This window comes from Kitasatospora sp. NPDC097643, from assembly GCF_040302625.1.
In the GTDB taxonomy this organism is placed as follows: Bacteria; Actinomycetota; Actinomycetes; order Streptomycetales; family Streptomycetaceae; genus Kitasatospora.
In genome coordinates, this window is the sequence record NZ_JBEOSA010000033.1 from 53,782 (window position 1) to 66,828 (window position 13,047).

Here is a 13,047-nt window from a genome sequence, read left to right on the forward strand (position 1 = left end):
ATCGCCCACGCGTGACCGTGCGGGCGCAACATGCCCCTTGGCACGGACCTCCGCACGGTGCTCTGGTCACGGGAGGTGCTGGCCCGGCGTCCGGTCGAGGTGAGGCGACCGGGCGTTGGAATCGGGCGGCGTACGGCTCATCGGTCTTCAATTGTGCGTCCACCGACCGGAGTTGGCGGACCATCCGAGCGGAGCTCCCGGGGTCCGGAAGCCCTGCCGCGCCGTACGCGGGGCCTGACAGAACCCTCACCATGCCGCACCTGGTGCTGTCGACGCAATTCCCGCCCGCGTGGCGCATGTCACATTCACCGCACGGGAGTTCTCCGGACAGAAAGCACTCGATGTGATGAAAGGGGCAGGGGCCCGCCCCGTCAGGAGCGGGCCCCACGCCCAGAGTTGACAGTATTGTCCGACTATGTCCCCGTTAGGGGCGAATCACGGGTGGATGTCCTCCAGCATCTCCGTGACCAGCGCCGCGATCGGCGAACGCTCCGAGCGCGTGAGCGTGATGTGCGCGAACAGTGGATGCCCCTTCAGCTTCTCCACCACCGCCACCACACCGTCGTACCGGCCCACCCGGAGGTTGTCCCGCTGCGCCACGTCGTGGGTGAGCACCACCCGCGAACCCTGGCCGATCCGGGACAGCACCGTCAGCAGGACGTTCCGCTCCAGCGACTGGGCCTCGTCCACGATCACGAAGGCGTCGTGCAGCGAACGCCCCCGGATGTGGGTCAGCGGCAGCACCTCCAGCATCCCGCGGGAGATGACCTCCTCGATGACGTCCGGGGTGGTGACGGCCGAGAGGGTGTCGAAGACCGCCTGCGCCCAGGGGCTCATCTTCTCCGTCTCGGAGCCCGGCAGGTAGCCGAGCTCCTGGCCGCCGACCGCGTACAGCGGCCGGAAGACCATCACCTTGCGATGCTGCCTCCGCTCCAGCACCGCCTCCAGCCCCGCGCACAGCGCCAGCGCGGACTTGCCGGTACCGGCCCGGCCGCCCATCGAGACGATGCCGACGTCCGGGTCGAGCAGCAGGTCCAGCGCCACCCGCTGCTCGGCGCTGCGCCCGCGCAGCCCGAACGCCTCCCGCTCGCCGCGCACCAGCCTGACCCGGCCGTCGCCGGTCACCCGGCCGAGCGCCCGGCCGCGCTCCGAGGTGAGCACCAGCCCGGTGTGCACCGGCAGTTCGGCGACCCCCTCGACGTCCACCGCGGCGTCGTGGCCGGCCGCGAACAGCGCGTCCACCTCCTCCGCCCGGACGTGCAGCTCGGTCATCCCCGTCCAGCCCGAGGTGATGGCGAGTTCGGCCCGGTACTCCTCCGCGAGCAGGCCCACCGAGCTGGCCTTGATCCGCAACGGCAGGTCCTTGGAGACGACGGTGACGTCGTAGCCCTCGGCCTGAAGGTTGCGGGCGACCGCGAGGATCCGGGTGTCCGCCTCGCCGCCGCCGGCCCGGTATCCGGCCGGCAGTATCGACAGGTCGGAGTGGTTGAGCTCGACCCGGATCGTCCCGCCGAGCTCGCCGACCGGGATCGGCTCGTCGAGCCGGCCGTGGCGGATGCGGTAGTCGTCGAGCAGGCGCAGCGCCTGGCGGGCGAAGTAGCCCAGCTCCGGGTGGTGCCGCTTGGCCTCCAACTCGGTGACGACCACCACCGGGAGGACGACCTCGTGCTCCTCGAAGCGGGTCATGGCGAGCGGGTCCGCCAGGAGCACGCTGGTGTCGAGAACGTACGTGCGCCGGTCTGGTGTCCGGCGGCTCTTGGAACTGACCACTAGGCCTCCAGAGCGGATGACCCTGCGTCATCCGCGGCAAGCCGGCCCCCGCTGCCCCGGTGGCCTCGGGGCCGGTCTGACTGGAGTATTCCCAGGCGAGGGGCGGTGCATTCGCGCCCCCGGCGAACTGACGGATCATTGCCGGTGAACGTTTGGCCTCACCCGGCGCCCGGGTACGCCAGCCCTACGGCGGTCATTTCGCCGCGGCCGGAGCCCCGGCCGCCGCCGACGGGCTAGAGACCGAGCCGCCGGTTCCGCTGCTCGAACGCGCGCAGCGCCCGCAGGAAGTCGACCTTGCGGAAGGCCGGCCAGTACGCCTCGCAGAAGTAGAACTCGCTGTGCGCGCTCTGCCAGAGCAGGAAGCCGGAGAGGCGCTGCTCGCCCGAGGTACGGATGATCAGGTCCGGGTCGGGCTGGTTGCGGGTGTAGAGGTGTTCGGCGATGTGCTCGACGTCGAGGATCTCGGCCAGTTCCTCGATCGAGGTGCCGCGCCCGGCGTGCTCCTGGAGCAACGAGCGGACGGCGTCGGCGATCTCGTGCCGGCCGCCGTAGCCGACCGCGACGTTGACGGTGATGCCGTCGATGTCGGCGGTCTCCTCGGCGGCGCGCTTGAGGACGTCGGCGGTGTGCTGCGGGAGCAGGTCGAGCGCGCCGACCGGGTGCACCTTCCAGCGCCGGGCGGCGGCGAGACCGGTGACGGCGTCCTCGATGATCCCGAGCAGCGGGACGAGTTCGTCGGCGGGGCGGTCCAGGTTGTCGGTGGAGAGCATCCACAGGGTGACGACCTTGACGTGGGTCTCGTCGCACCAGCCGAGGAACTCGGTGATCTTGTCGGCGCCGCGCTGGTGGCCGTACGCGGTGGAGCCGCCGGCGGCCTTCGCCCAGCGGCGGTTGCCGTCCAGGATCACGCCGATGTGGTGCGGGGTGCGGGCGAGGTGGACCTCGACCCGGCGGCCGTAGAGCCCGTACATCCCGCCCAGCAGGGTGCGCAGCCCCGGCGTCCGTTCGGCGACATCGCGCAGACCCATGTTTTACGGCCCCTCCGTACTCGTTCAATCAGGTGCGTCACCACCCGGGCGCAGCCTACTCCGGCAGGCAGGCGCACGGTAAAGCCGCAGGTAGCGGTCTGGTCACGGTCCTGTACGAAGTCGGTCGCGGCGGGTGTGTCGCGGGCCCCGCCGGCGGCCGCGGCGGTCCGGATACGGAACGGTCTCCGATTCCTTAAGGCATCCGTAAGTCGTCCGTCCGGTGCTTGACGGCCGCCATTGGTCTAGTCCAGCTTGTGAGCCAGGGCGCCGCCGACCTCCCCGGCCCGCCCCCAGGCTCTCACCGCGGACCTCCCCTCCCCCACACGCGGCCGCCGCGACCCCCACCGCGGCGGCCGCTCCTCCACCAGGAGCGTCACCCATGGCCCGTACGTCGAACCAGCCCGCGCACAAGCGCCGGCGCAGCCCCCTCCCGGCCGTCGCGGCCGGTGCCACCGCCCTCGCCCTGGCCGGCGGCGGACTCGCCCTCCTGGCCGGCGGCGCCAGCGCGGCGGTCGGCAACCTGGTCGCCAACGGCGGCTTCGACAGCGGACTCGCCGGCTGGAGCTGCACCGGCGCCGCGACCACCGTCTCCTCCCCGGTCCACTCCGGCAGCGGCGCGTTGCAGGCCACCCCCGGCGCCGGCGACACCGCCGAGTGCACCCAGACCATCAGCGTGCTGCCCAACACCAGCTACACGCTGAGCGCCTGGGTCCAGGGACCGTACGTCTACCTCGGCGCGCGCGGCACCGGCGGCGCCGACCCGAGCACCTGGTCCAACCAGACGGGCTGGAACCAGCTGTCCACCACCTTCACCACCGGGGCGAGCGCCACCAGCCTCACTCTCTACCTGCACGGCTGGTACGGGCAGGGCGCCTACCTCGCCGACGACGTCAGCCTGCTCGGCCCGGGCGGCACCGCCACCCCGAGCCCGACCGCTACCGCCACGGCCACCCCCACCGCGACCGCCACGCCGACCGCCACCGCGACGCCCACCGCGACGGCGACGCCCACCCAGACCGCCACGCCGACCCCCACGGCCACCACCCCGCCGGCCACCGGCCTGCCCGCGCACGTGGTCACCGGCTACTGGCAGAACTTCGACAACGGCTCGACCCCACAACGCCTGGGCGACGTCCAGAGCGCGTACGACATCATCGCGGTCTCCTTCGCCGACGCCGTGCCGACCCAGACCGGCGCGATCAGCTTCACCCTGGACCCGGGCCTGTCCAAGGCCCTCGGCGGCTACACCGACGCGCAGTTCCGCGCCGACATCAAGGCCAAGCAGGCCGCCGGCAAGAAGGTCGTCCTCTCCATCGGCGGCCAGAACGGCGCGATCACCGTCGGGGACGCCACCGCCGGCAGCAACTTCGTCAACAGCGCCTACGCGATCATCAAGGACTACGGCTTCGACGGCATCGACGTCGACCTGGAGAACGGTGTCCAGGCCGGCCCGCTCGGCAACGCGCTGCACGCCCTCCAGGCCAAGGTCGGCCCGGGCTTCGTGCTGACCATGGCGCCCGAGACCATCGGGATGTACAGCACCGCCGGCGCCTACTTCCAGCTGGCGCTCAACACCAAGGACATCCTGACCGTCGTCAACACCCAGTTCTACAACTCGGGCGGCATGAACGGCTGCGACGGCAAGGTCTACAACCAGGGCACCGTCGACTTCATCACCTCGCAGGTCTGCACCCACATCCAGGGCGGCCTGCGGCCCGACCAGGTCGGCATCGGCGTCCCCGCCTCCGCGAAGGCGGCCGGCGGCGGCTACGTCCCGCCGACCGTGGTGAACAACGCGCTGGACTGCCTGGCCACCGGCACCAACTGCGGCAGCTTCGTCCCGCCGGCCAAGTGGCCCACCATCCGCGGCGCGATGACCTGGTCCACCAACTGGGACGCCAACAACGGCAACGCGTTCTCGAACACGGTCGGCCCGTTCGTCCACAAGCTGCCGTGAACCGCACCAGCACCCGGACGTAACTCCCCCCGGCGCGCCGCTCCTTGAGGGTGGGGCTCGCGCGCCGGCGGCGGGGCCCGCCGTACCGCCCCGGTACGGCGGGCCCCTCCCGCGTCCGCACCCGGGCCGGGCACCCACCGGGGACGTCGCTACCGCGCCAGCACCGCCAGCAGCGCGCCGAGCAGCAGGAACGGGCCCACCGCGAGGTCCAGTCCGCGCACCGGGCGCCGGCGCAGCAGTGCGGCGGCGGCCCGGACCGTCCCCCAGAGCCCGGCGAGCACCACGGAGGCGAACAGGGCCCCCGCCGCCACCGCCCAGCCGTACCAGCCGAGCAGACCGCCCAGGGCGAACCCCAGCGCGGAGTCCCCCGGGCCCAGCACGCCCAGCCAGACCGGCAGTTCGAGCAGCGCCCCGACCACCAGCGCGACCAGCAGGCAGCGCGGCAGCACCCCCGGCCGGCCCTCGGCCAGTGCCCCGACCGCCAGCAGCGCGAACACCCCGGCGGCCAGCGGCAGGGTCAGCCGGTAGGGCAGCCGGCGCACCCGGGCGTCGACGAAGGCGAGCACCACGCCCAGCGCGGCCGCCCAGGCCAGTGCCACCGCCGACGGCCCGTCCGCCGCGTACGCCACCGCGACGGCGACCGCCGCGGCGACCAGCTCGACCGACCAGGCCGCGGCGCCCAGCCGCTCCCGGCAGCCCGGACAGCGCCCGGTCGGCGGCAGGAATCGCACCGCCACACCACACAACGGACAGGCACCGCACCAGGGTTCACCCTCGGGCACGGCAAACCGGGCAATCAGGCCGCGCAGCAGCGGAGCCACCAGAAAACCGGCCAGTACCGCCCCGGCTGCGGCTAGCATCACCGGCGCACCCCCTCTCGATCAGCGCCCGCACCGACCGTGCGGTCCCCGGCGCGCGGGCGGCGGCGCGTACCCGACCACATCATCCAACGGGGGAACGACCGTGACGAAGACCCGACCGATCCGCAGACTCGCGGCCGGCCTGCCGGCCGTGGCACTCACCCTGGCCCTGGCGGCCTGCGGGCCGGACAACGCCGACCCGGTGGCCGACCCGAGCGCCCCGGCCGCGCCGCCGGCCACCGAGACCGCCACCGCCCCGGCGACGGCCCCCGGCACGGCACCGGCCGGCGCGCCGACCGCCGCACCCACCGCCGCCGGCAGCCCCGCGGCGCCGGGCGGCACCGGCGGCCCGGGCGCCCCGACCGGCGGGGACGCCCCGCAGCCGGCGGGCACCGCCGGGGGCAACAACGTCACCCAGATCAGCTACGACCACCCGCTCGCGCTCGGCGCCACCGGCCGCTACGTCGGCAAGAGCTCGGTCGTCGACGCGACCGCGGTCTCGATCGTCAAGGGCACCGCCGCCGAGATCGCCCCGTTCAAGCTGATGCCGGAGATCACCAACGGCAAGACGCCGTACTACGTCACCGTGACGTTCACCAACCGCACCGGCTCCGTGCTGGCCCAGGACGCGTACATGATGCGGGTCTGGGTGAAGCCCAAGGACCACTCGGCGGGGGCGCTGCCGGCGCCCACCCTGCAGAAGGCCATTCCGCAGTGCGACACCAGGTCGCTGGTCCCGCTCGCGGACGGGCAGTCGGTGAAGCTGTGTGCCGTCTATCTCGTTCCGAACGAGGCCCCGCCCGCGTTCCTCACGTACGGGAACATCCTGGACACCGCGCCCCTGGTTTGGAAGGTCGGCTGACACCTCCGCCTGTCGATCCAAGGCCGGCCCCGGGAGGCCCTTCCGGGCCCGGCGGCCCGTGTCCCAGGACACGCGTCACCGGGCCCGGCCGTACCCCTAAAGTAGGCAGGCATGCAGGTCATCCAGTCCAGCAAGCTCGCCAATGTCTGCTACGACATCCGCGGCCCGGTGCTCGACGAGGCGATGCGGCTGGAGGAACAGGGCCACCGCATCCTCAAGCTCAACACCGGCAACCCCGCCACCTTCGGCTTCGACGCGCCCCCGGAGATCCTCCAGGACATCCTGCGCAACCTCGCGTCCGCGCACGGGTACGGCGACTCCAAGGGCCTGCTGTCCGCCCGCCGGGCCGTCGTCATGCACTACGAGGACCGCGGGCTGCACGGGCTGAGCGTCGAGGACGTCTTCCTCGGCAACGGTGTCTCCGAGCTGATCCAGCTGGCCATGACCGCGCTGCTCGACGACGGCGACGAGGTGCTCGTCCCGGCGCCCGACTACCCGCTCTGGACGGCCTCCGTCTCGCTGGCCGGCGGCACCGCCGTGCACTACCGCTGCGACGAGCAGTCCGAGTGGTACCCGGACCTCGCCGACATCGAGGCCAAGGTCACCGACCGGACCAGGGCCATCGTGGTGATCAACCCGAACAACCCGACCGGCGCGGTCTACCCGCGCGAGGTGCTGGAGGGCATCGTCGAGATCGCCCGCCGGCACAAGCTGGTGGTCTACGCGGACGAGATCTACGACAAGATCCTCTACGACGACGCCGAGCACATCCCGCTGGCCACCCTGGCGCCCGACCTCTTCTGCGTCACCTTCAACGGCCTGTCCAAGGCGTACCGGGTCGCGGGCTTCCGCTCCGGCTGGATGGTGCTCTCCGGCGACCGCCACCGGGCCCACAGCTACATCGAGGGCCTCACCGTGCTCGCCTCGATGCGGCTGTGCGCCAACATGCCGGCCCAGCACGCGGTGGCCGCGGCGCTCGGCGGGCGGCAGTCGATCCGCGACCTGGTGCTGCCCGGCGGGCGGCTGCTGGCCTCGCGCGACGCCGCGTACCAGTTGCTCAACGACATCCCCGGGGTCAGCTGCGTCAAGCCCAAGGGCGCGCTGTACGCGTTCCCGCGGCTGGACCCGAAGGTCTACAAGATCAAGGACGACGCCCAGATGGTGCTGGACCTGCTGCGCTCCCAGCGCATCCTGCTGGTCCAGGGCACCGGCTTCAACTGGCCCGAGCCGGACCACTTCCGGCTGGTCACGCTGCCCCGGGCGGAGGAGATCACCGACGCGGTGACCCGGATCGGCGACTTCCTGAGCGGCTACGCCCAGCCCTGAGGCTCGGGGCGGGGAAAACACTACGGCCGGAGTCCCGGCCCGGGCGGTCTCCTTGGTCGGGGAAAGACCGCCCGGCGGAACTCCGGCCGTCCTGTCGCTCGGCGGGCGCGCAGTTCGTGCGACGCACCCGCCTCTCACTCGGCCTGAGGCTCAGGCTCAGCCGAGACGCGCGACCAGGTCCCGGTACTCGTCCCACAGCTCCTTCGGGGTGTGGTCGCCGAACAGCTCCAGGTGGGCCGGCACGAGCGCGGCCTCCTGGCGCCAGATGTCGACGTCCACGGTGAAGAGCAGGTCGAGGTCCTCCTTGGACAGCTCCAGGCCGTCCAGGTCGAAGCCGTCGGTGGTGGGCAGCACGCCGATCGGGGTCTCCACGCCCTCGCCGGTGCCCTCCAGACGCTCCACGATCCACTTCAGCACGCGGCTGTTCTCGCCGTAGCCCGGCCAGACGAACTTGCCCTCGGCGTTCTTGCGGAACCAGTTGACGTAGTAGATCTTCGGCAGCTTGGCGGCGTCCGCCTGGGCGCCGACCTTCAGCCAGTGGGCGAAGTAGTCGCCCATGTTGTAGCCGCAGAACGGCAGCATCGCGAACGGGTCGCGGCGCAGCTCGCCGACGGTGCCCTCGGCGGCGGCGGTCTTCTCGGAGGCGATGTTGGCGCCCAGGAAGACGCCGTGCTGCCAGTCGAAGGACTCGGTCACCAGCGGGACGGCGGTGGCGCGGCGGCCGCCGAACAGGATCGCCGAGATCGGCACGCCCGCCTGGTCCTCCCACTCGGGGGCGATGGTCGGGCACTGCGCGGCCGGGACGGCGAAGCGGGCGTTCGGGTGGGCGGCCGGGGTGCCGGACTCGGGGGTCCAGTCGTTGCCGCGCCAGTCGGTCAGGTGCGCCGGGGGCTCGTCGGTCAGGCCCTCCCACCACACGTCGCCGTCGTCGGTGAGGGCGACGTTGGTGAAGACCGTGTTGCCCCAGAGGGTGTCGATGGCGTTGGCGTTGGTGTCCACGCCGGTGCCGGGGGCGACGCCGAAGAAGCCGGCCTCGGGGTTGATGGCGTACAGGCGGCCGTCCGCGCCGAAGCGCATCCAGGCGATGTCGTCGCCGATCGTCTCGACCTTCCAGCCCGGGACGGTCGGCTGGAGCATGGCCAGGTTGGTCTTGCCGCAGGCCGACGGGAAGGCGGCGGCGACGTACTTCGGCTCGGCCTCGCCGTTGGCGCCGGCCGGCGGGGTGAGCTTCAGGATCAGCATGTGCTCGGCCAGCCAGCCCTCGTCGCGGGCCATGGTCGAGGCGATGCGCAGCGCGTAGCACTTCTTGCCGAGCAGGGCGTTGCCGCCGTAGCCGGAGCCGAAGGACCAGATCTCCTTGGTCTCCGGGAAGTGCGAGATGTACTTGGTGCTGTTGCACGGCCACGGCACGTCCGTCTCGCCCTCGGCGAGCGGGGCGCCGACGGTGTGCACGGCCTTGACGAAGTCGCCGTCCTCGCCGAGCTGGTCCAGCACGGCCTTGCCCATGCGGGTCATCACGCGCATCGACACGGCGACGTAGGCGGAGTCGGTGATCTCGACGCCGTACGCGGCCAGCGGGGAGCCGACCGGGCCCATCGAGAAGGGCACGACGTACATCGTGCGGCCCTTCATCGCGCCGCGGAACAGGCCCTGCTCGCCCTGGAAGACCTCCCGCATCTCGGCGGGGGCCTTCCAGTTGTTGGTCGGGCCGGCGTCCTTCTCCAGCTCGGAGCAGATGTAGGTGCGGTCCTCCACACGCGCCACGTCCGTCGGGTCCGAGGCGGCGTAGTAGGAGTTGGGGCGCTTCTCCTCGTTCAGCTTCTTGAAGGTGCCCTGAGCCACCAGCAGGTCCGCGAGGCGCTGGTACTCCTCGTCGGAGCCGTCGCACCACTCGATGCGGTCCGGCTGGGTGAGCTCAGCGATCTCGCTCACCCAGGCCAGCAGCCGCTGGTGGCGGGTGGGCGCGGACGCGCTGACAGCAGAGATCTCGTACGACACGATCGCTCCGTTTCACACCATCTCGGCGAGGAGGTGGCGTAGCGGGGGTCTGAGGGTGCTTGCAGCGTAGCCCCGCCTCCCAGGCCCCAGTACGGCGCAGCGGCGAAATTGACGCATCTTTTACTACAGTCAGTATGGTTACTGGCTGGTAATAGGTCGCTCACGTCCCGGACGGGGAGCCCTCGACCCCCCTTCGAATACTCCAAAACGTCCAAGAGTGACGATCGCCACTTTACTACGCGTCGGTAACCTACGGGAGCGTAGGTAATGGGTAGCATGCTGCGCATGACTGCTGAGCCCGTCGTGAGCACGGAGAGTGTCCAGAACGCGGAGTCGCCCGCGTACGCGGAATCGCCCGCGCGCGCGCCGGGCGCCGAGCGCAAGCCGAAGTGGCGCGGCTGGCTGCACGCCGGGATGTTCCCCGCCACCGTCGCGGCCGGGATCGTGCTGATCTGCCTGGCCGACTCCACCCCGGCCAAGGTCGCCTGCGCGATCTACTCGGTCAGCGCCTGGCTGCTGTTCGGGGTCAGCGCGGTGTACCACCGCTTCGACTGGGGTCCGCGCGGGGACGCCGTGCTGCGCCGGCTGGACCACGCGAACATCTTCCTGATCATCGCGGGCACCTACACGCCGTTCACGATCCTGCTGCTCAAGGGCGCCGCCCAGCAGGTGCTGCTGTGGGCGGTCTGGGGCGGCGCGCTGGCCGGGATCGCGTTCCGGGTGTTCTGGGTCGGCGCGCCGCGCTGGCTGTACACGCCGGTGTACCTCGCGCTGGGCTGGGCCGCCGCGTTCTTCCTGCCGGACTTCCTGCACACCGGCGGGGTCGCCGTACTGGTGCTGATGATCGTCGGCGGGGTGCTCTACAGCATCGGCGGTGTGGTGTACGGGCTCAAGCGGCCGAATCCGTCACCGCGCTGGTTCGGGTTCCACGAGGTGTTCCACGCCTTCACCCTCGGGGCGTTCATCGTGCAGTACGTCGGCGTCTCACTGGTGGCGTACAGCACGGCCGGCTGAACCCGGCACCCCACGGCGGGCGGCCGTCCGGTCCACGGACCGGGCGACCGCCCGTTCCGCGTTCAGGGCCTCGCGGGCCCGGCGGCAGCGCTCGCAGTGGGCGGCCTTCGGGGTCGGCGCGGGCGGCCGGTGGCCGCTCGGGGCGGCCGGCCGGTGGAGGGCCCGCCACCGCCGGGCGACGTACACCATGAGCAGCAGCACCTCGACCCCGGCGACCACCAGGACCAGCCCGGCACCGTTGATCAGATAGGCCGCGACCACGGCGAGCGCGGACGCCACCACCACTGCCGCGCCCCACACCTGGGCGCTCGACTCCCTGTCGGCCATGACGGCTCCCCTTTCCCGGCGCCGGGCTGCGTGGTCGGCTCCTGCCGCCCCACCCCTTCTCCGCTCTCGGCACGCGTCGGCCAGCACTGACCGATTGCCACATGGTATCTACCGACAGTCACCCGGAGCCGCCCCCGGACGACGAACGGCAGATCAACGTTGCGTCAATTCCTTGTGCGGAAGCCGCACTTCCAGAGCACGCCACGGAGCGTGGCCGGATCGACCCGGTGCCACATATTGACGGTAACCATCTTTTGAGAGTTACTGTCATTTGATAGGAACTCCCCGATGGAGGACCCGGAGGTCACCGTGCCCACCGCTCCGCCCGCTCCCCGGACCGCCGTGCCGACGGCCGACCCGCGCCGCTGGCTCGCCCTGATCGCCGTCGCGCTGAGCGTCCTGGTGATCAGCTTCGACATGACGATCCTCAACGTCGCCCTGCCCACCCTCGCCGCTCAGCTGCACGCGGGCACCGGACAGCTGCAGTGGATCGTCGACTCCTACACGGTGGTCTTCGCCGCCGTGATGCTCCCGGCCGGCCTGGTCGGCGACCGGTTCGGCCGCCGCCGCACCCTCACCGCCGGACTCGCCCTGTTCGGCCTCGCCTCCGCCGTCGGCATGCTCACCGGCTCCGCCGGCACCCTGATCGCCGCCCGCGCCGCCATGGGCCTGGCCGGCGCGCTGGTCATGCCGATGTCCCTGGCCGTGATCCCCGGGCTCTTCCCGACCGGCGAACAGCGCCGCGCCACGGCGATCCTGGCCGCCGCGCTCGCCGCCGGCACCCCGCTCGGACCGCTGCTCGGCGGCTTCCTGCTCCAGCACTACTGGTGGGGCGCAGTCTTCGCGATCAACATCCCGCTGACCGTGATCGGCATCGTCGCCTGCGTCCTGCTACTGCCGGAGAGCCGCAACCCCGACGCGCCCCGGATCGACCTCGTCGCCACCGTGCTCGGCGCCGGCGGGCTCGGCGCGCTCACCTACGGGATCATCGAGGGCCCCGAACGAGGCTGGGCCGACCCCCTGGTGCTCGGCACGCTCGTCGGCTCGGTGCTCGCGCTCACCGCGCTGGTGCTGCGCAGCCGTCGGCAGAGCGCCCCGATGCTCGACCTCACCCTGCTCGCCGACCGGACCTTCCGCTGGTCCGCCGTCGCCGCGACGCTGGTCTCGGTCGCCATGTTCGGCGCCTTCTTCGTCCTGCCGGCCTACTTCCAGAACGTGCTCGGCGCGGACGCCTTCGGCACCGGGCTGCGGATGATGCCGATGATGCTCGGCCTGATGGTCGCCGCCAGACTCACCGACAGGCTGGTCGCCAGGATCGGCGCCCGGGCGGTGATCGCCCTCGGCCTCGCCCTGCTCGCCGCCTCCGTCCTGATCGGCAGCCGCACCGGGGTCGCCGACGGCTACCCCCGAGCCGGGCTCTGGCTCACGCTGACCGGGTTCGGCATGGGATCGGCGATCATCACGGCCCAGGGCTCCGCCCTGATCACCCTGCCGCCGGCCCGGGCCGGGGTCGGCTCCGGGCTGTTGCAGACCCTCCGGCAGGTCGGCGGCGCGATCGGGATCGCCGTCTTCGGCAGCCTGCTGACCAGCTCGTACCGGGGCGCGCTGGACACCACCGGGCTGCCGGCCGAGGCCGCGCACCAGGCCGGGGAATCGGTGGCCGCCGCCGAGGCCGTCGCCAGGGCCACCGGGGACCGGGCGCTCGCCGCCTCCGCGCACGGCGCGTACGTGCACGGCATGACGGTGGTGCTGCTCGCCGCCGGCGTGGTCGCGGCGCTCTCCGCGCTGCTGGTCGCGGCCCGGATGCCGGCCGGCGCCGAGCCGGGGGTGCCGACCGGCGCCGAGCCGGAGCAGCGCTCGGAACCAGGGACCACCGCCGCGACCCCCGGAGGTCGCCGATAATCG

General features: G+C 72.1%; 10 protein-coding genes. 5 read left to right on the forward strand and 5 right to left on the reverse strand.

Features of this window, described 5'->3' with window-relative positions; all coding sequences use genetic code 11:
- Positions 1 to 435 precede the first annotated feature (435 nt).
- Together phoH2 and ABTY15_RS21720 are read right to left on the reverse strand one after the other, a co-directional pair.
- Entirely contained in the window at positions 436 to 1,770 is a 1,335-nt protein-coding gene (gene phoH2, locus ABTY15_RS21715; protein ID WP_350596102.1) for an RNA 5'-3' helicase PhoH2, read from the reverse strand.
- Positions 1,771 to 2,003: 233 nt separating this feature from the next.
- Complete coding sequence (locus ABTY15_RS21720) at positions 2,004 to 2,798, reverse strand: isoprenyl transferase (RefSeq protein ID WP_350596104.1); 795 nt, start codon at positions 2,796 to 2,798, stop codon at positions 2,004 to 2,006.
- Between the two features lie 379 nt (positions 2,799 to 3,177).
- Between ABTY15_RS21720 and ABTY15_RS21725 the strand changes: the two genes are divergently transcribed.
- Positions 3,178 to 4,755 carry a chitinase gene (locus ABTY15_RS21725; protein ID WP_350596109.1) on the forward strand — a complete coding sequence of 526 codons (1,578 nt, stop codon included), beginning with the start codon at positions 3,178 to 3,180 and terminating at the stop codon, positions 4,753 to 4,755.
- Between the two features lie 149 nt (positions 4,756 to 4,904).
- Here ABTY15_RS21725 and ABTY15_RS21730 read toward each other — a convergent pair whose 3' ends face one another.
- A complete protein-coding gene (locus ABTY15_RS21730; protein WP_350596111.1) occupies positions 4,905 to 5,492 on the reverse strand; it encodes a prepilin peptidase in 588 nt (195 codons plus the stop codon).
- 226 nt (positions 5,493 to 5,718) lie between these two features.
- On the opposite strand from ABTY15_RS21730, the gene ABTY15_RS21735 reads away from it, so the two are divergent.
- Complete coding sequence (locus ABTY15_RS21735) at positions 5,719 to 6,477, forward strand: hypothetical protein (RefSeq protein ID WP_350596115.1); 759 nt, start codon at positions 5,719 to 5,721, stop codon at positions 6,475 to 6,477.
- Positions 6,478 to 6,588: 111 nt separating this feature from the next.
- Complete coding sequence (locus tag ABTY15_RS21740) at positions 6,589 to 7,803, forward strand: pyridoxal phosphate-dependent aminotransferase (protein WP_350596120.1); 1,215 nt, start codon at positions 6,589 to 6,591, stop codon at positions 7,801 to 7,803.
- Positions 7,804 to 7,959: 156 nt separating this feature from the next.
- On the opposite strand, the gene ABTY15_RS21745 is transcribed toward ABTY15_RS21740, so the two are convergent.
- Positions 7,960 to 9,801, reverse strand: coding sequence for a phosphoenolpyruvate carboxykinase (GTP) (locus tag ABTY15_RS21745; RefSeq protein WP_350596124.1), 1,842 nt, complete (start codon positions 9,799 to 9,801; stop codon positions 7,960 to 7,962).
- A 285-nt stretch (positions 9,802 to 10,086) separates the two neighbouring features.
- Between ABTY15_RS21745 and trhA the strand changes: the two genes are divergently transcribed.
- Positions 10,087 to 10,815: a PAQR family membrane homeostasis protein TrhA gene (trhA, locus tag ABTY15_RS21750; protein WP_350596128.1), complete on the forward strand. Its 729-nt coding sequence runs from the start codon at positions 10,087 to 10,089 to the stop codon at positions 10,813 to 10,815.
- Here the strand turns inward: trhA and ABTY15_RS21755 are convergent.
- Positions 10,786 to 11,142 (reverse strand): hypothetical protein, encoded by a 357-nt coding sequence (locus ABTY15_RS21755; RefSeq protein ID WP_350596133.1) that lies wholly within the window; start codon positions 11,140 to 11,142, stop codon positions 10,786 to 10,788. The genes trhA and ABTY15_RS21755 overlap by 30 nt on opposite strands.
- 288 nt (positions 11,143 to 11,430) lie before the next feature.
- Here ABTY15_RS21755 and ABTY15_RS21760 point away from each other — a divergent pair, with 288 nt between their 5' ends.
- Entirely contained in the window at positions 11,431 to 13,044 is a 1,614-nt protein-coding gene (locus tag ABTY15_RS21760; RefSeq protein ID WP_350596137.1) for an MFS transporter, read from the forward strand.
- The last annotated feature ends 3 nt before the right edge of the window (positions 13,045 to 13,047 follow it).

Coding starts and splice junctions, on each gene's coding strand:
- ABTY15_RS21720 (WP_350596104.1), bottom strand. CDS start 2,798: ATGGGTCTGCGCGATGTCGCCGAACGGACGCCGGGGCTGCGCACCCTG.
- ABTY15_RS21725 (WP_350596109.1), top strand. CDS start 3,178: ATGGCCCGTACGTCGAACCAGCCCGCGCACAAGCGCCGGCGCAGCCCC.
- ABTY15_RS21740 (WP_350596120.1), top strand. CDS start 6,589: ATGCAGGTCATCCAGTCCAGCAAGCTCGCCAATGTCTGCTACGACATC.
- trhA (WP_350596128.1), top strand. CDS start 10,087: ATGACTGCTGAGCCCGTCGTGAGCACGGAGAGTGTCCAGAACGCGGAG.
- ABTY15_RS21755 (WP_350596133.1), bottom strand. CDS start 11,142: ATGGCCGACAGGGAGTCGAGCGCCCAGGTGTGGGGCGCGGCAGTGGTG.
- ABTY15_RS21760 (WP_350596137.1), top strand. CDS start 11,431: ATGGAGGACCCGGAGGTCACCGTGCCCACCGCTCCGCCCGCTCCCCGG.